Raw genomic sequence first — 18001 nt, 5'->3', positions numbered from 1 at the left:
TCCACCCCTCCAGCGTGAGAGCGAGCCGATGCACCTGCCTTCCGACGACCGCGCGTCGAGCCCCCGCACCGGCTTCACCCGGGCCCACTGGGAGACGGCGGCCGACACCCTCCTCGCCGCCGTGGAGCCGTACGCGACCGAGGACCGCGCGCTCTACCACCTCCCCGGCACCCACACCAGCCACTCCGGCAGGCTCTCCGACGGCCTGGAGGGCTACGCCCGCACCCTGCTGCTTGCCGCGTTCCGCCGCGACGAGACGGCACTGGAGCGCTACGCCGACGGACTCGCCGCCGGCGTCGCGGGCGTCTGGCCGGGCATCGAGGACCGCAGCCAGCCGCTGGTCGAGGCGGCCTCCATCGCCCTCGCCCTGCGCCTGACCCGCCCCCTCCTGTGGGACCGCCTCGACGAACCCGTGCGGCAGCGCGCGGCGGACTGGCTCGCCGACGCCCTCACCGCCGAACCCTGGCCCTGCAACTGGGAGTTGTTCCCCGTCACGGTCGGCGGCTTCCTCCAGGACGTCGGCCACGAGGTCGACGCGTCCCGCAAGGCGATCGACCGGGGCCTGTCGCGCATCGAGGACTGGTACGTCGGCGACGGCTGGTACACGGACGGCGACGGCCGCAAGTTCGACTACTACAACGGCTGGGCGATGCACCTCTACCCGGTCCTGCACGCCTGGCTTTCCGACGACCCCCGGCTCCTCGACCTCTACGGCGGCCGCCTGGAACGCCATCTCGCCGACTACGCCCGTCTGTTCGGCGCCGACGGCGCCCCGATGCTCCAGGGCCGCTCCCTCACCTACCGCTTCGCGACGACGGCTCCGCTGTGGCTCGGCGCGCTGACGGGCCGTACGCCACTGTCGCCCGGGGAGACGCGGCGGCTGGCGTCGGGCGCCCTGAAGTACTTCCTGGAGCGCGACGCGGTCGACGCCGACGGACTGCTCACCCTCGGCTGGCACGGCCCCGACGAAGCCTTCCTGCAGAGCTATTCGGGTCCCGCCTCCCCGTACTGGGCAAGCAAGGGCTTCCTCGGCCTGCTCCTCCCGCCGGACCACGAGGTGTGGACGGCGACGGAGGACCCGGGCCCGGCGGAGCGGGAGGACGCGATCACGCCGGTCGCGCCCGCCAACTGGTTGCTCCAGTCGACCAGTTCGGACGGCCTGGTCCGCCTCCACAACCACGGCAGCGAGGACGTCCGCTACGACCCGTACTACACGCGCCTCGCCTACTCCACCGTGACGCGGCCTTCGTCGTCGTACGACAACAGCGTGATCGTCGGCGGCGATCCGAGCCGTACGGAGATCGTGCCGCTGGGGGTGGGGGAGGGCTGGGCCGCCTCCCGGCACACGGCGGCCGACGGGGCGCACGTGGTCAGCCTGGTGGTGGCCGAGGGGGCGGTGGAGGTGCGGGCCTACCTGGTCGTGGGCGCGGCCGAGGGGACGACCGTGCGGGTCACGGGGTGGCGGGCGGGGGAGCCGGCCAGGGCCGAACTCGTCTCGGTGCACGGGTTGTTGGAGGGCGAAGGCGTGACCGGCGACGGGCCCACGCTGTTCGTCGCACTGGCCCGGCTCACGGCGGAGCCGGACCCCCGTCCCCTGGCGGACCTGGTGTCCGTGGAGGTCGACGCGGATCACGACGTCACCGTCCAGTGGGCCGACGGCAGGCGGGTGGGCTTCCGGTTCACGGAGTCAGCCGGGCGATCCGGAGACTCGTCGTGGTCGGTGACGCCCCGCTGAGCGGGGTCGCGCAGGTCGGCGTGACGGGGGCGTGGGCCCAGGTCGCGGCCTGCGGGCGATGCGGCGGGGGGAACGGCGACGGTGCGCGGTGCTGCGTCTTGCGTTGGTCGTGCCTCAAGTCGACGCCCGCGCGGGGAGGTTGCCGTGGCGCCGCGCGAAATAAGCGGAGGTGAGACCGGTTCTACGGCGAGGGTGGGCCCGTCGGTGTCTCCGTCAGCGCTCGCCCGGCCACCGTGTCAGCGCCACGTGCAGCGCGTCGACCGCCCGCTCCCAGGACACCTGTACGTCACGGGACGCGCCGAAGCCGCCGGTGGACTCCAGGGCACAGTAGCCGTGGAACGTACTCCTCAACAGCCGTACGGCGTCGGTGAGATCGGGTTCCTCCAGGCCGTAGGCGCGCAGCATGCCGTAGGTGATCTCGGCGGTGCGGATCAGGGCGGGGGAGTCGGCGACCAGCGCCTGGTCGATGCGGATCTGGGTGGCCGCGTACCGGCCCGGGTGCTCCAGTGCGTAGGAGCGGTAGGCGTCGGCGAAGGCGCCCAGGGCGGCCCGGCCGGTGCGGCCGGCGACCGCGACGGCGATGCGGTCGATCAGCTCGCCGCCCGCGAGGAACGCGACGCGGGTGCGCAGGTCCTGGAGGTTGCGGACGTGCGAGTACAGGCTCGCGTCCTTCACGCCGAACCGGCGGGCCAGCGCGGACAGGCTGACGTTCTCGAAGCCGACCTCGTCGGCGAGGTCGGCGGCGGCCGACACGACCCGGTCGGCGGTGAGTCCCGCGCGTGCCACGGCCCACCACCTCTTCTCTGACCTGCGACGACTTGACCCCTAGGACAATAGCCAATGACAAGACGGGCGCCCGGCGCGTTTCACCGCCGTCCCCACCGGATTCCGACTCCAGACTTGACCACCATGGACGACGACTCCGGCACCCCCGCCCCCACCGGCCTCCCCGCCACCGCACTGCTCGGCCGCCCCAAGCTGTGGCTCATCCCCACCGTGCTCACCGGCCTGCTCGCATTCCTGCTGTCCCTCCTCTACATGGGCGGCATCGTCAACCCCAACCGCGAGCTGAACGCGCTGCCCATCGCCCTCGTGAACAGCGACACGGGCAAACCGCTCACCGGGCAGCAGCAGAACCTCGGCACCCAGATCGCCCACTCCATCGCGACCAACTCCGGCAGCCGCGCGGCCGGTTGGCGCCAGCTCACGAAAGCCCAGGCACAGGACGAACTCGACGCCGGGAAGGTCTACGGCGCCCTGGTCATCCCCGCCGACTTCACGAACTCCGTCGCCGCGCTGACCACCGCGAACGCCACCACCCGCCCCACGATCACCGTGCTGACCAACCCCGGCAAGGGCAGCCTCGGCTCCTCCCTCGCCAGCCGGATCAGCACCACCGCGGCCCAGCAGGCGTCCCTGACCATCGGCAAGCAGCTCACGGCGGCGGCACCGAAGGCCGACGGCACGCAGAAACTGCTCCTGGCCGATCCCGTAGCCGTCACCACCCAGGTCGGCCACCCCATCGGCGACAACAGCGGCATCGGCCTCACCGCCTTCTACTACACCCTGCTGCTGGTCCTGGCCGGATTCATGGGCGGCAACGTCATCAGCAACGGCGTCGACACCGGCCTCGGCTATGCCGACAACGAGATCGGCCCCTGGCACACCCGCCGCCCCACCGTCCCGATCAACCGCACCCAGACGCTGATCCTGAAGATGGCCATGACCGCCGGGATCACCCTCCTCAGCGTCTCCCTGATCATGCTCGCCAGCGTCAGCATCCTCGGCATGGACGCGACCCACATCCCGCTCCTGTGGATCTACTCCTACTGCGCCGCCCTCGCCGTCGGCCTCGGCGTCCAGGCCATCAACGCCGCGTTCGGCGGGATCGGCCAGCTCATCTCCATGTTCGTGTTCATCGTCCTGGGCCTCCCGTCCTCCGGCGCGACCGTCCCCCTCCAGGCCGTCCCCGGCTTCTACCGCTTCCTCTCCCACTTCGAGCCGATGCGCCAACTCAGCGACGGCGTCCGGGCGATCCTCTACTTCGACGCCCGCGGCGACGCGGGCCTCGACCGCGCGTGGACCATGATCGGCGTCGGCGCGGCGATCGGCCTGCTCTTCGGCTTCGCGATGGTCCAGTACTACGACAGGAAGGGCCACAAACGCCTGACACCGCAGCCGGCCTGATCCGATCAACCGGTCCGGTAGATCTGAGAGTTGACTCTCAGGCTTTCCGAGAGAACACTCTCAGACCATGGATTCCGGCAATCGTTTCGGTGACCTGGAGATATCCGACCCCAAAGCCATGCGGGCGCTGGCGCACCCCGTCCGGCTCGCGATCCTCGAACGCCTCCAGCGCCGCGGCCCCGCCACCGCCTCCCGCCTCTCCCCGCACGTGGGCGCCACCCCGTCCGTCACCAGCTGGCATCTGCGCCACCTCGCCGGGTTCGGCCTGGTCCGCGACGCCGAGGGCGGGACGGACCGGCGGGAGCGGCGGTGGGCGGCGGTGGCGCGGGGCTTCCGGTTCGAGATGCCGGACGACGAGGAGGGGCGGTCGGCGGCGCGGGTGCTGATCGGCGAGTTGTTCGCGCGCAACGCCGAGCTGCCCCTGCGCTGGCTCATGGACACGGCGCCCGGACTGGAACCGGAGTGGAACAGGACCGCCCGGGCGAACAACACGCGGATCGTGGTGACGGCGGACGAACTGGCCGCACTCCAGGAGGCGTTCGAGGAACTGATCGCGCCCTACGTCGTCCGCGAACCGGACCGGCGCCCGGCCGACGCCCGCGGTGTACGGCTGCTGATGTACGCACTGCCGGAGGGCCCCGGGGACGAGGGCCGTGTAGATGAGGGTGCCGACACCGACGCTCCGGAATGAAGGGCACCCGGCTCCTTCGGCCCGTACCGGGCTCGTTGTGGCGGGACCGGCGGTTCGTACGGTTCTGGTGCGGCCAGTCCGTCTCCCAGTTCGGCGACCGCATCTCCGAACTTGCCTTGCCCCTCCTGGCAGTTGGCGCACTGCACGCCTCCGCGAACCAGGTCGCCCTGCTCACCGCCCTGGTCTGGACACCGAACCTCGTGGGCCTGTTCCTGGGCGCCTGGGTGGACCACCGCCCCGCCAAACGCCGGCTCATGGTGTCCGCCGATCTGATCCGCGCCGCCGTACTGCTGTCCCTCCCGGTCGCCTACGCCCTCGACACGGTGACGCTCGGCCAGCTGTACACGGTGGCCCTGCTCACCGGCACGGCCGCGGTCGTCTTCAACACCGCGTACTCCTCCTTCTTCGCCCACCTCGTACCGGCCGAGGCGTACGTCGAGGCCAACAGCAAGCTCAGCGCGAGCAGATCGGCGTCCTTCATCGCAGGCCCCGCGATCGGCGGCGGCCTGGTCCAGGCGCTGTCGGCTCCGGTCGCGGTCATCGCGGACGCGCTGTCGTTCATGGCATCGGCACTCCTGGTCGGAGGCACGAGAGTCGACGAACCGGCGGCCGCTACGGTGTCGGCGGGCCCCTCGTTGCTTCGGCGCGCCCGGGAGGGCCTGGCCTTCGTGCTCCGCGAACCCGTGATGCGGGCGGGACTGCTCTGCGCCACGACCGTCAACTTCTTCACGTTCCTGACGGGCACGGGGCTGCTCGTCCTGTTCGCCGACCGGGTGCTCCAACTGCCGCCCGGCGCCATCGGTTTGGCGTTCGGGGTGGGCGCGACGGGCGGGCTTTTGGGCGCGGTGGCGGCCCCGGCGATCTCGCGCCGGATCGGCGTCGGCCGCAGCATCGTCGTCGGGGCGGTCCTGTTCCCGGCCCCGCTCGCCCTGGCTGCGGCGGCAACCGGCCCTGCCTGGGCGCGACTTGGGTTCCTGGGCGCGGCCGAGTTCCTCTCCGCCTTCGGCGTCATGCTCTTCGACGTCAACCTCAACTCGCTCCAGGCATCGGTGGTCCCGGACGGTCTGCGCAGCCGCGTGGCGGGCGCGTACAGCACGGTCAACTACGGGATACGGCCGCTGGGGGCGCTGATCGGGGGCGAGTTGGCCACGCTGGCGGGGCTGCGGGTGACGCTGACGGTCGCGGCGGTCGGGGGAGCGATGTCGGCGCTGTGGCTGATGGCATCGCCAATACCGGGGACACGGGTGCTGGGGCGGACCGGGAGTCCGACGTGACGTCGCTCGGTTTCCGGGGCTCCTGGGTCAGGTGCTCCGGAGCTGGGTCACAGCTCCCTTGGCGCGCTCACTGGATCAGCCTTCGGGTGAGCTGGAACAGGGCGTTCATGACGTGGATCTCCTCGTCAGTCCGATCAGCCGAAGCGTCGCCAGAAGTGACGCGCCCGACAACGCGGTCAACAGCAAGGGCACCGCGTGGATCCCGGAGGCCTCGATCCCGACGCCGAGCAGCGGTGGGGCCGCCACACCGCCGACGTTCGAGGCCGCGATCACCCACGCCCCTGCCCGCTTGGCCTGGGGGAGCGCCGAGTTGAGCCAGGCGAGGCCCGTCGGGAAGACAGGCGCGATGAACAAGCCGACACCGGCGTACGCCAGCGGTGCCACTCCTTTGATCAGCGTCAGCAGCAGGCACACCGTCATTCCCGCCGCGCACACCGCGAGGATCCGCTCGGGGGCGTGGCGCAGCGTGATCGGTACGACGAGGAAGCGGCCCGCCGTCATCATCAGCCAGTAGACGGAGGTCGCCCCCGCGGCCACGGTGGCGGTGTAGCCGACCGTCTCCAGATGCGTGGGCTCCCAGCCGCCGACGCCCGCCTCGACGGCCACGTTGAGGATGTAGAGGACCAGGAAGCCGACGAGGACCCGGGATACTCCCAGGGGCCTCGACTTCCCCGTCGCTGGTGGAGCGTCAGCTGCACGTGTACGTACGCCACTTGAGCCCGCGAACACCAGCACCGCCGCCAGAACCGCGCACGCGCCGAACGCGTACGGGTAGGCGTCCGGGCCGAGCCACGCGATGACCGCTGGGCCGAGTACCGCGCCGATGCCGAAGTGGGCGTTGAGCACGTTCAGCATGGCGGTGGAGCGGTCGCCGAAGCCGACGGCGAAGAGCTGGTTGAGGCCGTAGTCGATCCCGCCGAAGCCGAGACCGGCGAGGAACGCGGCGGCCAGGGCGAGGGGCCAGGTCGGGGCGAGCGCGAAGCCCGCGCCGCCCGCTGCCATCAGGGCGTAACCCCACGCGAGGAGTGCCCTGTTGCTGATCCGGGAGTGGATCGCGTTGAAGGCGAGCACACCGGCGACCCCGCCCGTGAAGTGCAGGCTCAGACCGAGACCGGCACCGGCGGGGGAGAGGCCGAACTCGTGGCGCAGGCCCGGGACCGCGGGGCCGTAGAGGGCCTGGAGCATGCCGATGAGGACGAAGCCGACGCAGGACGCGACCGCGGCCGACCGGGCGAAGAGCCGGTCGGCCGCAGGCGGGTCGGTGACCATGTCAGTCAACTGGTCTCCGGGGTTTCCGAGAACACGAAGGAGAACTCGGTCGGCCGGGCGTTCAGGAAGTACTGGGGGAGCGGGCCGGGGCCGCAGGACTGCGAGCCGATCCCGTGCTGGCCGTGGTCGAGGTTCACCCACACAGTGTCGCCGGGGGTGAGGTCGGTGCGGTGGGTGGCCGCGTCCAGCTGTTCCGTCGTCCAGCGGCGGGCGGTGAACCAGAACTCCGGGTCGCCGTCGATCCGCAGACCGCCGATCTCCGCCCAACGGACGTCAGGGCGGGCGCCGTTCTCCTGCGGACGGAGGTAGGGGGTCTGGAGCTCGTCGACCGTCGACTCCCAACGGGCCAGCAGCGAGGCCGACTTCGTGTCCGGGTATCCCTCGCCGGGACCGCCGCCGAACCAGCGCACCCGGTCGGCGCTCGCGTCGAGCCCGAGCCGGATGCCCAACCTCGGCAGCGGAAAAGCCCAGTTGCCCTCGGGCGCCACGGACACGGTCAGCCGCAGCCCCGTACCGTCCGAGGTCCAGCGGTACACCGTGGCGAGCCCGATCTCCCAGGCGGCGGGCGCCACCCGGGTGCGGACGGTCAGCGCGTCCTCGCTCAACTCCACGCCGTCCAGGCGGTGTCGCATCCGGTGCAGTCCGAACTTCCGCCAGAGCAGCCCGTATCGGGTGTCCGTCTGCCAGGACGCGCCGTCGTCGTTGTCGGTGGGTGCCCGCCACACGTCGAGACGCAGACCGGTGACGTCCACCGCACCGATCGTCCTCAACTCCCCGGTGCGGGCGTCGAAGGTGGCCGGGCCGAGAGTGATCCGCCGCTCCCCGGGCACGGGTCCGGCGAGTGCGGAGACGGACGGCAACGGGCGTGCCGTGACGGGGAACTGCCCCCAGCCGACGACATGACCGGCGGGACCCCACGCGGTGTCGGCCGCGAGCAACGCCCGTACGGTCCAGTGGGATTCGGCGCCGTCGGACTCCGCGGGCGGCTCGGGCAGTTTGACGTCGGCGGACTCGCCGGGGGCGAGCGAAGGCACGGTGAGGGTGCCGGACTCGGCCGTCTCGCCGTCCACTTGGTACGACCAGGTGAAGGCGAGCGCGGAGAGGTCGGCGAAGTCGTACGTGTTGGTGACGCGTACGGTGCCGTCCGCGCCGTCGCCGGTGATCCGGACCGGCTCGATCACCTTCTTGTACTCGATCAGACCGGGGGAGGGCGTGCGGTCCGGGAAGATCAGCCCGTCGCAGACGAAGTTCCCGTCGTGCAGCTCCTCGCCGAAGTCACCGCCGTACGCGAAGCCGTAGCGCTCGTCCTTGATGCCGTGGTCGATCCACTCCCAGATGAAACCGCCCTGGAGCCGGTCGTACGACTCGAAGAGCCGCTGGTAGTCGGCGAGTCCGCCGGGGCCGTTGCCCATGGCGTGGGCGTACTCGCAGAGGATGAAGGGGAGTTGACGGCGCCGCTGGGTGCCGCCGTCCAGGCCCTTGCCGAGGCGCTCGACCTCGGCGTGGTCGGCGTACATCCGTGAATAGACGTCCGTGTCACGGCAGTTGACGTCGCCCTCGTAGTGCACGAGGCGGGAGCTGTCGCGGGCGCGGATCCACTCCGACATGGCCGTGAGGCCGCGTCCGGTGCCGGCCTCGTTGCCCAGCGACCAGATGACGATGGAGGGGTGGTTCTTGTCGCGCTCCACCATGCGGGCCGCGCGGTCCAGCAGGGCCGGGGTCCAGCGGTCGTCGTCAACGGGGTTGTCGCGCCAGGCCTGTTCGGTGAAGCCGTGGGTCTCCAGGTCGCACTCGTCGATGACCCACAGGCCGTACTCGTCGCACAGGTCGAGGAAGTCGGGATGCGGCGGGTAGTGCGAGGTGCGGACCGCGTTGATGTTGTGCCGCTTCATCAGCAGCACGTCCTCCCTCATGGTCTCCGGATCGAGGGCGCGGCCCTTCTCCGGATGCCATTCGTGGCGGTTGACGCCCTTGAAGAGGATCGCCTTGCCGTTGACCTTGATCAGGCCGTCGGAGAGTTCGACCGTCCGGAAGCCGATGCGGAGCGGGACGCGTTCGCCCTCGGTGGTCAGCAACCCGTCGTAGAGATGAGGGAGTTCGGCCGTCCACGGCCGCACCGGCACGGTGACCGACTCGCCCGTCGCGACATCGATGTCCAGGGCGGGCACGGTGACACGGCCGTCGACGTCGGAGTCGACGCGGAGGGTGCCCGCGCCGCCGACGTGGTCGTAGGAGGCGTGCACGAAGAAGTCGAGGGCGCTGCCCGGCGGCCGGTGCAGCAGGGTGACGTCACGGAAGATGCCCGGCAGCCACCACTGGTCCTGGTCCTCCAGGTAGGAGCCCGCGGACCACTGGTGGACACGGACGGCGAGCACGTTGCCGCTCGGCTTCAGCAGGTGTCCGACAGCGAACTCGTGCGGCAGCCGCGACCCCTTGAACTCGCCGATGTCCGTGCCGTTCAGCCAGACCCGGGCGCAGGACTCGACGCCGTCGAAGCGGAGCACGGCCCCGCCGTCCGAGGGCCACTCGGACGGCAGGTCGAAGGTGCGGAGGTGGTCGCCGGTCGGGTTCTCGGTCGGGACGCGGGGCGGGTCGACCGGGAAGGGGTAGAGGTGGTTGGTGTAGATGGGCGAGCCGTGGCCTTGCAGGACCCAGTGGCCGGGGACCGTGACCTCGGCCCAGTCCCCGGCGTCGTAGCCCTCCCCGGCGAACGAGTCGTCCTCGGCGTCGGCCGTCGCCGACACACGCAGACGCCAACTGCCGTTCAGTGACAGTGACTTCGCGTCCGAGGACGCGTACCGGGCGCGGGGTGGGAGGGTCCCGCTGCCCGGGGAGACGTCTTCGAGATGGTCGGCGGCGGTGCTGGGAGTCATCGGTCTCCTGGTCGTGAGAGGCGGGTGTCAGCCCTTGATGCCGGTCTGCGCGATGCCCTGGACCAGCCAGCGCTGGAGGAAGAGGAACACGAAGACGAGGGGCAGGATGGAAATCGCGGTGGCCATGAAGATCTGGTGGAAGACGACGGTCTGGTTGGTCATGTACGAGGACAGTGCGACCTGGACGGTCCAGGCCCCGGGGTCCTGGCCGATGACCAGCGGCCAGAGGAAGGCGTTCCAGCCGCTGATGAAGGTGATCGTGGCGATCGCGGCGAAGAAGTTCAGCGAGTTGGGCACCACGACTTTCCAGTACGCGCCCCAGTAGCCGAGTCCGTCCACGCGTGCCGCCTCCTCCAACTCTTTGGGGAACCCCAGGAAGTACTGCCGGAAGAGGAAGCAGGTGAAACCACTGAAGAGGCCCGGGATGATGAGACCTCTATAGGTGTCGACCCAGCCGAGGGACGAGACGAGAACGAAGCTGGGCACGAAGGTGACGGCCGTGGGAACCATCAGGGTGCCCAGGACGACGTAGAAGATCTTGTTGGAGTGCTTGTACGGGATGCGGGCCAGGGCGTAGCCGGCCAGCGAGCAGATCAGCAGGATGCCCACGGTCATGGAGACGGCGACGACCAGGGAGTTCCACATCGACCGGGCGAAGTCCACCGAGGTGTCGTCGAAGAGGTCGCCGACGTTGCCCCACTGCAGGTGCGTGGGGAAGAACTTCCAGTGCTCCCCGGTGATTTCGGCATCCGTGGAGAGCGCGTTGCGGACCAGCAGGTAGAACGGGACGAGGAAGAGGAAGGCGGCGACACCGGTCGCGAGGTAGAGACCCGTGTTGCCGAGGACGCCGCCGCGCTTCTTGCCGCGCGGTTTCCTCAACTGCGGTGCGGTGGTGGTCACTTGGCCTCCTCCCCCCGGCCGAAGCCCATGAGCTTGCCCTGGAACAGGGTGACGATGACGATCAGCACGGTCAGGATCACGGCACCCGCGCTGCCGGCGCCGTAGTCCTGGTTCTCGCCGAGAGCCGTGTAGTACAGCTCGACGAGCGGCGGGCGGCCCCAGGTGGTCTTGGACAGGAGGTTGAAGAACTCGTCGAAGGCCTGGTAGGCGGCGATCAGCAGCAGCAGGATCACCGCGGTCGAGGTCGCCCGGAGCTGCGGCAGGGTGATGTGCCGGAAGGTCTGCCAGCCAGGCTTGGCTCCGTCGATCGCGGCTGCCTCGTACAGCTCCGCCGGGATGTTCTGCAGCGCGGCCAGGAAGAGGATCATGTAGAAACCGGACTGCAGCCACAGGCGGGCGGTGACGATGACGAACCAATACCAGGGCGGGCTGGGGTTGGACAGCCAGGCGATGTTCTCTGCGCCGAACCAGCCGATGACCGTGTTCATCAGGCCGAAGCGGACGCCGCTGAAGATGGACATCTTCCAGATCAGCGCCGCCGCGACATAGCTGCACGCGGTCGGCAGGAAGAACACGGACCGGAAGAAGGCCCGCATGAACCTGAGCCGGTTGACCAGCAGGGCCAGGCCCAGGGACAGCGCCCAGGTGGTGGGCACGATGAACGCGGCGAAGACGGTGAACGTGCCGAGCGAGCCGACGAAGTCGGGGTTCGTCAGCATGTACGTGTAGTTGTCGAGCCCGATGAACCTGCTCGGTGTGACGGTGAAGCGCGCCTCGAAGAAGCTGAGGTAGATGCTCCAGCCGATCGGGACGTAGACGAAGATCATCAGTCCGGCGAGGAACGGCCCGATGAAGAGCCAGAAGTTGAAGGTGCTGCTGCCCCGCAGGGCCCGCCGCGGCTTGGACGAAGTGGCCTTCGCCGGGGCGGGGCTCGCGAGGTCGGGTGTCGTGGTCGTCGACATGTCCGGTCCGCCCCGGCCTATCCGAACAGCTTCTTGAGCTCGCGGTTCACGGCCGTGTCGGCCTTGTCGAGCGAGGCCTCCGGGTCACCGCCCTTGCGGACGGAGTTGGCGAAGACGTCCTCCAGTGCCGTGATCATCGCCTGGGTCCAGCCGATGTTGTCGAAGTGGCCGAACTCGCTGAAGAGCTTGACGCCCTCGGCGGGCAGGCCGGTCTTGAGCTTGGTGGCCTCGGCGGCGATCGACGCGCGTGGCGGGATGTGGAAGCCGTAGGAGGTGGCCCAGTCCTCCTGGTCCTTCTTCTGGTCGATCCACAACCACTTCACGTACTCCTTGGCCGCGTCGGCGTTCGCGCCCTTGGCGTTGACGAACATCGACCAACCGCCGTTGTAGACCGACTGCTTGCCCGAGTCGATCGTCTTCGGGAACGGGAAGATCCCGATGTCGTCGCCGAGGGCCTTCTGGAACTGCGGCATGGCCCACATGCCGCAGAACTGGACTGCGCACAGGCCCTGGTTGAGGGCGGAGGGGTCCCAGTAGTCCGTCGGGGCGTCGAGCAGCAGGTCGCCGCTGGTGAACAGCTTGCGCATCTTCTTGATGCCTTCGATGACACCCGGGGTGTGGTACGCGATCTCGTTCTTGTCGTTGAGGGTGTCGGCGCCGGCCGACCAGATCATCGGGCTGATGACGGCATGCAGGTCGTTGCCGAGATAGAGGCCCTTGACCTTGCCGGTGGTGAGCTTGGCGGCGGCCTCGATCAGCTCGTCGAGGGTCTCCGGGACCGTCACGCCGGCCTTTTTGAACAGGGAGGGCCGGTAGAAGAAGAACTGCGGGTCGTCGATCATCCGGACGCCGTAGATCTTCCCGTCCACCGTGTGCGAGGCGATGTCGGCCGGGTTGAAGTCGGACTTGACCGGGTCGATGATGTCGCTCAGGTCGGCCACCTGACCGCTCTTCACCATCTGGATCTGCGGGTGGAACTCGAAGAGGTCGGGGGCGTTCTTGGTGAGCAGCGTGGCGAACAGCTTGCTCTCGTAGTCGCTGCTGGTGATCCACTGAGTGGTGACGTTCGCCCCGGAGTACGCCTTCGCGTAGCGCTTGATGGCCTGTTCCGTCCCGGCCTCGCCGTACGCGTGGAACATCTGGGTGAGCTGCTTGCCCGAACCACCGCCGGTACCCCGCCCGTTGTTGCTTCCGCAAGCGGCCAGCGTCCCCGCGGCCGCCATCCCCGCGGCCGCCCGGAATATCGATCGGCGGGACCAGTTGCTGTTGCTCATTGCCGACATGGTGACGTCCTTGTCTCTCGCGCGGCTGCGGCTCCACGGCTCCGCGGCACGTGGCCCGAATCGAGGTGCGGTGCGGGACGCTAACCTTCGCCTAAGCCTTCGGCAAGGGGTTGGGCGAAGTCTGTTCGAAGCGTTGCGTAGCGTTCGGAATACCGGACGTGACGAAGGTGCGGGTCGTCATGGAGACGGCCCGCACCTCGCATTCAGATGGTCAGTACACCTTTGACCAGGCCTCGTTGGCCCCGCCGGGGGGCGGAGAGAAGGGTGCCGGTGACAGCGAGCGCGGCTGCCGTCATGAAGGTGGTGCGGTACGGCTCCTCGTGGGCTTCTTGCCGGCCCTCTGCCCGACCGACTGAAGTGCCCCTTCCAGCGCGAACGTCGCCGCGCCCAGACACGCCGGGTCGGTGAGGATGGGGGAGAGGACGATCTGGGTGGCGGCGAACGGCCTTCTGAGCGCGTGCCGTTGGACGGCCTCACGCACCTCGTGCAACAGCGGTTCGCCGAGCGTGCGGGCGACCCAGCTGCTGAGCACGACGACCTCGGGGTTGAGGATGTTGACCAGGTTGGCGATGCCCGCACCGACGTAACGGGCCGTCTCCCGTACGACCTTGAGCGCCACCGGGTCGCCCGCGGTCACGCCGTGGGCCAGCGCGTCGATGGTGGCCGTCTGGTCGTCGGGGTGCAGCAGCGGGCTGCGCGGGCTCAACTCCCGTAGGTTCAGCATGATTCCGGGCGCCCCGACGTACGCCTCCACGCAGCCGTGGTTGCCGCAGCGGCACAGCCGGCCGTCCAGGACGAGCGTCGTATGACCCCACTCGCCCGCGCTGTTGCTCACGCCCCGGTACAGCGCCCCGCCGAGCGCGAGGCCCGCGCCGACGCCGGTGCCGAGGTTGACCACCACCGCGTCCCCGCGTCCGCGCGCCGCCCCGAACCACATCTCGGCGACCGCGCAGGCGCGCAGCGGGTTGTCCAGGTACAGCGGGTAGGCGATGACCTCGGACAGCAGGTCGAGCAACGGCACGTCGTGCCAGTCCCAGTTGGGCGCGTACTCCGAGACACCGGTGTCTCGGTCCACCTGCCCCGGCACGCTCACCCCGACGCCGAGCACCCGCGCGCCCTCGACGCCTGCCTGCGCGACCACCGAGCCGACGGCGGCGGCCACATGGCTCACCACCTGCCCCGGCAGGCTCTCGCCGGGGCGCATGTCCTCGTCGGCGCGGGCCAGGACGTTCAGCGCCAGGTCGAAGAGCTCCACATGGACGTACGTCTCCGCGATGTCGACGCCGATCAGCGCGCCCCCCGACGCGTTGACCGCCACCAGCCCTCGGGGACGGCCCCCGGCCGAGTCCTCGAAACCGACCTCGGTGATCATGCGGAGGTCGAGCAGCTCCCCGACGAGCGTGGCCACCGTGGCCAGGCTCAGCCCGGTGGCGGCCGCCAACTCCTGCCGGGACGTGGGCGATTCGGCGATGATCTGACGCAGCACCTCGTAACGGTTCGCGGTGCGGATGTCACGTGATGTGCGCTTCACCGGAGTGACCGCCATCCCTCCCCCTCGCATCATGCCGAGGCACGACGGCACCGGCGCGCGGCAAGGCTATGGCGAGGGGGCGACGTTCGACAAGGGGTTAGGAAAGGGGCTGTACAAAGTCGGGCCCCACTCGGTCACCCTCGGTCGAGCAGCCGGTCACCGCCCGGTCACCCGCTCAGTCGCCGAGCACGTCCCGCACGAAGGCGTTGGCGAACTTGCCCTCCGGGTCGAGGCTCCGCGCCAGCGCCGCGAAGTCACCGAGCCGCGGATAGCGCCCGCGCAGCACCTCCGCCGGCGTCGTGAACACCTTGCCCCAGTGCGGCCGTGCGTCGAAGGGGTCGAGCGCCTCCTCCAGCCGCCGCACCACGGGCAGCACCGCCTCCGTGTCCTCGATCCAGGTGAAGTGCAGGGCGACCGTGTCCCGCCCGTACGAGGGGCTCAGCCACTGCGCGTCGGCGGCGACCGTCCGCACCTCGCAGGTCTGCAGCACGCTGGAGACCGTCTCCCGGATGCCGTCGACCGCGGCCAGCGCCTCGACCGCCGCCGAACGCGGCAACAGGTACTCCGACTGCAGCTCCGCCCCGCTGCTCGGCGTGAACTCCGCCCGGAAATGCGGCAGTCGCTCGTGCCACGGCCCCGGCACCCCGAACTGCTCGGTGGTGTTGACCGCGGGCATCCCCGGCACCGGGTGCAGCGCCACCGTCGCGGGCGCGGCCCACGGGAAGTCGGACAGCTGCTGGTCGGTGCGCCGCTTCAGCCACACCTGCCGGAAGCCCGGCGCCCGCCAGTCGGTGAACAGACTCACGCTGTACGCCGACGCGGCCACCGTCTCGAAGTCCAGTCCAGCGAGCGGCAGTTCGGTGAAGACGTACTGCTCGACCTCGAAGGCGGGCTCCAGGTCGAGGGTGAGGAAGGTGACGACACCGAGCGCGCCGAGGGAGGTCACGGCACCCTCGAAGCGGTCGTCGCCGCGCGCGATCGTCACCGTGGAGCCGTCCGCCGTGACGATCTCGACCTCGCGCACGGCCGACGCGAGCGAACCGTTGCCGACGCCCGAACCATGGGTGCCGGTCGCCACCGAACCGGCCACCGAAATGTGCGGCAGGGACGCCATGTTGGGCAGCGCGAGGCCCTGCGCGTCCACCCGGCGGGCCAGTTCGGCGTACCGGACGCCGCCCGAGACCCGTACCGTACGGGCCGTCGTGTCGATGTCGAACTCGGGCGGCAGCACGGCGGTCGACAGCAGGGTGCCGTCGGGGCCCGGCTCGGCGATGTCGTTGAAGGAATGGCCGCTGCCCAGCACCCGGACCCGCGCGCTCTCGGCCACCAGGGTCCTGAGGGCGTCGAGTGTGCGCGGGCGGTGGAGTTCCTTCGCCGCGTAGGTGATGTTGCCGGCCCAGTTGGTGACCGTCTCCGTCATGCCTGCCGTCCCTCCGGGAGCGTGCGTTCGCGTGTTCTGCCCCAGGGGTCGGTGCGCCACAGCCGGGCGTGGATCAGCCCGACGAGGAGGACTCCTGCTGCTGCCGCAGCATAAGTCGGCAGCCGATGTGCCTGCGTATCGGTGTAGTGCCAGCACACGGCGGCTGCGACGATCAGCACCCAGCCGGAGAGCACGTTGGCGGTCGCGGAGGGCCGGAACGGGCCGGGACCGACGGCGTCCCCGGTGCTGCCCATGACGTAGTACGGGAGGCCGTTCCCCGCGCAGAAACCGGCGGCGAGACCGAGAGCGATCGTACCGATCATGGTGCTCAACTCCCTTGTGATGGACGGGTGTTCCCCTGCTCCGACGCGCTGTCGAGGCCGCTCATGACGAGGTCCACGAGACGGCGCAGCCGGCCCCGGAGCAGCTCCGGGGTGCCGTCGGACTGGCCGATGCCGACGGTCGCGGCGAGCAGGAGCGCGGCGGTCTCGCGGGGCTCGGGAGTGTCGGCGAGCAGAGTCGCCAGCGCGTCCAGCAGTCCGTCCTCGGCCGGGGTGAGCCCCATCGCGGCGGCCTCCGCGACCAGCTCCTGCCGGAGCCGCTCCTCGGTGACCCCGATCGCCGTCTCCAGCTTCACCGCGAGGACGCCGTGGACCCGGTCGGCCGGTGTTCCCTCGGTGTCGCGGGCGCGGTGGGCCGCGGCCGTCATCAGGTCGGTGACACGGGCGGCGACGGCGGCGAAGACGTCCTGCTTGTTCGCGAAGTGCTGATACAGCGCGGGCCGGGACACGCCGGCCGCCCGCGCGAGCAGCTCCATCGAGGTCTGCCGGAACCCGTACCGGCTGAACACGTCGACGGCCGCTGTGACGATGTCGTCCCGCTTGCTCATGCTGACAATTCTGACGAGAAATGTCAGAAACGTCAACACTGCGAATTCAGTCGCGGTGGACCCTTGCAGGTGCCGTATCCGTTGCGGGTATGGCCATTGATCTACGACATCGGTAGTCTCCGGCGGTATGACCGACCGTCTCCCGCAGACCGACCGCACCCGCCACCGCCGCCTCGCCGACCAGGGCAGCCTCGACCGTGCGGACCTGGACGCGATCCTCGACGCGGGGTTCGTCTGTCACCTGGGGGTGGTGATCGAGGGGCGGCCGGTCGTAGTCTCCACGGTGTACGGGAGGCACGGGCGGGAGCTGTACTTCCACGGGTCCGTGGCGAGTCGTAGCCTCGCGGGCGGCACCCCCGTGTGCGTCACCGTCACGCACGTCGACGGGCTGGTGCTGGCGCGGTCCGTCTTCGAGCACGGCGTCAACTACCGCAGCGCGATGATCCACGGCGTACCCCGCAAGGTCACCGACCCGGACGAGAAACTGGCCGGCCTGCGCCGCCTGACCGAACACGCGACGCCCGGGCAGTGGTCGTACGCGAGGCAACCGAGCCGCAAGGAACTCGCGGCCACCACCCTGCTCGCCCTCCCCCTCGACGAGGCGTCCGTCAAGATCCGCACCGGCGGCCCGGATGACGGAGACGGCCCGGACGCGGAGCTGGCCGTATGGGCGGGAACCCTGCCACTGACCTCGACCTGGGGGACGCCGGTACCGGACCCCGCACTGCCCCCGGACATCCCGCTACCGGAGCACATCGCCCGCCGAGAGGGAGCACCCCAGGGCTGACCCACCCTCGCCGCCCCAATCCCGCCCACCCCCATCCCCTAAGGGGCGCGGGGAACTGCGCGCCCAGCCACAACGCACCCGCACTCACAGACAACCCAAGCCCCCACCCACACGCACCCGCACTCACAGACAACCCAAGCCCCCCCGGAACGCACCCGCACCCCCAGACAACCCCGAGCCGCACCCCCGCCCCGCCCGGC

15 protein-coding genes are annotated in these 18001 nt (G+C 70.2%); 5 read left to right on the top strand and 10 right to left on the bottom strand.

Going from position 1 to position 18001, the window contains the following annotated elements; translation table 11 throughout:
* The first annotated feature begins 28 nt into the window (after nt 1-28).
* Nucleotides 29-1735: a DUF2264 domain-containing protein gene (locus OHT77_RS10145; protein ID WP_328827839.1), complete on the top strand. Its 1707-nt coding sequence runs from the start codon at nt 29-31 to the stop codon at nt 1733-1735.
* Nucleotides 1736-1948: 213 nt separating this feature from the next.
* Here OHT77_RS10145 and OHT77_RS10140 read toward each other — a convergent pair whose 3' ends face one another.
* On the bottom strand, nt 1949-2521 hold the full coding sequence (locus OHT77_RS10140) for a TetR/AcrR family transcriptional regulator (protein WP_328827838.1): 573 nt from the start codon (nt 2519-2521) through the stop codon (nt 1949-1951).
* A 123-nt stretch (nt 2522-2644) separates the two neighbouring features.
* On the opposite strand from OHT77_RS10140, the gene OHT77_RS10135 reads away from it, so the two are divergent.
* The 3 genes from OHT77_RS10135 (at nt 2645) to OHT77_RS10125 (ending at nt 5887) form a co-directional block, all read left to right on the top strand.
* On the top strand, nt 2645-3922 hold the full coding sequence (locus OHT77_RS10135; RefSeq protein WP_328827837.1) for a YhgE/Pip domain-containing protein: 1278 nt from the start codon (nt 2645-2647) through the stop codon (nt 3920-3922).
* Nucleotides 3923-3989: 67 nt separating this feature from the next.
* On the top strand, nt 3990-4613 hold the full coding sequence (locus OHT77_RS10130) for an ArsR/SmtB family transcription factor (protein WP_328827835.1): 624 nt from the start codon (nt 3990-3992) through the stop codon (nt 4611-4613).
* Nucleotides 4610-5887 carry an MFS transporter gene (locus OHT77_RS10125; RefSeq protein WP_328827833.1) on the top strand — a complete coding sequence of 426 codons (1278 nt, stop codon included), beginning with the start codon at nt 4610-4612 and terminating at the stop codon, nt 5885-5887. The genes OHT77_RS10130 and OHT77_RS10125 overlap by 4 nt, the downstream gene beginning before the upstream one ends.
* A 105-nt stretch (nt 5888-5992) precedes the next feature.
* On the opposite strand, the gene OHT77_RS10120 is transcribed toward OHT77_RS10125, so the two are convergent.
* The 9 genes from OHT77_RS10120 to OHT77_RS10080 form a co-directional block, all read right to left on the bottom strand.
* Nucleotides 5993-7156: an MFS transporter gene (locus tag OHT77_RS10120; RefSeq protein WP_328834206.1), complete on the bottom strand. Its 1164-nt coding sequence runs from the start codon at nt 7154-7156 to the stop codon at nt 5993-5995.
* Between the two features lie 5 nt (nt 7157-7161).
* Entirely contained in the window at nt 7162-10029 is a 2868-nt protein-coding gene (locus OHT77_RS10115) for a glycoside hydrolase family 2 TIM barrel-domain containing protein (RefSeq protein ID WP_328827832.1), read from the bottom strand.
* Nucleotides 10030-10056: 27 nt separating this feature from the next.
* Nucleotides 10057-10929 (bottom strand): carbohydrate ABC transporter permease, encoded by an 873-nt coding sequence (locus tag OHT77_RS10110; protein ID WP_328827831.1) that lies wholly within the window; start codon nt 10927-10929, stop codon nt 10057-10059.
* Nucleotides 10926-11891 (bottom strand): carbohydrate ABC transporter permease, encoded by a 966-nt coding sequence (locus tag OHT77_RS10105; protein WP_328827829.1) that lies wholly within the window; start codon nt 11889-11891, stop codon nt 10926-10928. Before OHT77_RS10105 ends, OHT77_RS10110 begins: the two co-directional genes overlap by 4 nt.
* A 17-nt stretch (nt 11892-11908) precedes the next feature.
* Nucleotides 11909-13174 (bottom strand): ABC transporter substrate-binding protein, encoded by a 1266-nt coding sequence (locus tag OHT77_RS10100; protein ID WP_328827828.1) that lies wholly within the window; start codon nt 13172-13174, stop codon nt 11909-11911.
* A 292-nt stretch (nt 13175-13466) separates the two neighbouring features.
* Complete coding sequence (locus tag OHT77_RS10095) at nt 13467-14720, bottom strand: ROK family transcriptional regulator (protein ID WP_328827827.1); 1254 nt, start codon at nt 14718-14720, stop codon at nt 13467-13469.
* A gap of 160 nt (nt 14721-14880) precedes the next feature.
* The gene (locus OHT77_RS10090; RefSeq protein ID WP_328827826.1) at nt 14881-16125 is read right to left on the bottom strand and encodes a D-arabinono-1,4-lactone oxidase; all 1245 of its coding nucleotides are present in this window, start codon (nt 16123-16125) and stop codon (nt 14881-14883) included.
* Nucleotides 16122-16448 (bottom strand): hypothetical protein, encoded by a 327-nt coding sequence (locus tag OHT77_RS10085; RefSeq protein WP_266773896.1) that lies wholly within the window; start codon nt 16446-16448, stop codon nt 16122-16124. Before OHT77_RS10085 ends, OHT77_RS10090 begins: the two co-directional genes overlap by 4 nt.
* A 5-nt stretch (nt 16449-16453) precedes the next feature.
* Nucleotides 16454-17014 (bottom strand): TetR/AcrR family transcriptional regulator, encoded by a 561-nt coding sequence (locus OHT77_RS10080; RefSeq protein ID WP_328827824.1) that lies wholly within the window; start codon nt 17012-17014, stop codon nt 16454-16456.
* A gap of 127 nt (nt 17015-17141) precedes the next feature.
* Between OHT77_RS10080 and OHT77_RS10075 the strand changes: the two genes are divergently transcribed.
* A complete protein-coding gene (locus OHT77_RS10075; protein WP_328827823.1) occupies nt 17142-17801 on the top strand; it encodes a pyridoxamine 5'-phosphate oxidase family protein in 660 nt (219 codons plus the stop codon).
* Nucleotides 17802-18001 lie beyond the last annotated feature (200 nt).

The organism is Streptomyces sp. NBC_00252 (assembly GCF_036187565.1).
GTDB lineage: Bacteria > Actinomycetota > Actinomycetes > Streptomycetales > Streptomycetaceae > Streptomyces.
This window is presented reverse-complemented; position numbering and strand designations above follow the sequence as displayed.

What these genes read in the sequence shown, in the direction of transcription:
- OHT77_RS10085 (WP_266773896.1), bottom strand. Translation starts at nt 16,448, where the DNA reads ATGATCGGTACGATCGCTCTCGGTCTCGCCGCCGGTTTCTGCGCGGGG.
- OHT77_RS10075 (WP_328827823.1), top strand. Translation starts at nt 17,142, where the DNA reads ATGACCGACCGTCTCCCGCAGACCGACCGCACCCGCCACCGCCGCCTC.
- OHT77_RS10130 (WP_328827835.1), top strand. Translation starts at nt 3,990, where the DNA reads ATGGATTCCGGCAATCGTTTCGGTGACCTGGAGATATCCGACCCCAAA.
- OHT77_RS10135 (WP_328827837.1), top strand. Translation starts at nt 2,645, where the DNA reads ATGGACGACGACTCCGGCACCCCCGCCCCCACCGGCCTCCCCGCCACC.
- OHT77_RS10120 (WP_328834206.1), bottom strand. Translation starts at nt 7,156, where the DNA reads ATGGTCACCGACCCGCCTGCGGCCGACCGGCTCTTCGCCCGGTCGGCC.
- OHT77_RS10125 (WP_328827833.1), top strand. Translation starts at nt 4,610, where the DNA reads ATGAAGGGCACCCGGCTCCTTCGGCCCGTACCGGGCTCGTTGTGGCGG.
- OHT77_RS10145 (WP_328827839.1), top strand. Translation starts at nt 29, where the DNA reads ATGCACCTGCCTTCCGACGACCGCGCGTCGAGCCCCCGCACCGGCTTC.
- OHT77_RS10095 (WP_328827827.1), bottom strand. Translation starts at nt 14,720, where the DNA reads ATGGCGGTCACTCCGGTGAAGCGCACATCACGTGACATCCGCACCGCG.
- OHT77_RS10090 (WP_328827826.1), bottom strand. Translation starts at nt 16,125, where the DNA reads ATGACGGAGACGGTCACCAACTGGGCCGGCAACATCACCTACGCGGCG.
- OHT77_RS10080 (WP_328827824.1), bottom strand. Translation starts at nt 17,014, where the DNA reads ATGAGCAAGCGGGACGACATCGTCACAGCGGCCGTCGACGTGTTCAGC.
- OHT77_RS10105 (WP_328827829.1), bottom strand. Translation starts at nt 11,891, where the DNA reads ATGTCGACGACCACGACACCCGACCTCGCGAGCCCCGCCCCGGCGAAG.
- OHT77_RS10115 (WP_328827832.1), bottom strand. Translation starts at nt 10,029, where the DNA reads ATGACTCCCAGCACCGCCGCCGACCATCTCGAAGACGTCTCCCCGGGC.
- OHT77_RS10100 (WP_328827828.1), bottom strand. Translation starts at nt 13,174, where the DNA reads ATGTCGGCAATGAGCAACAGCAACTGGTCCCGCCGATCGATATTCCGG.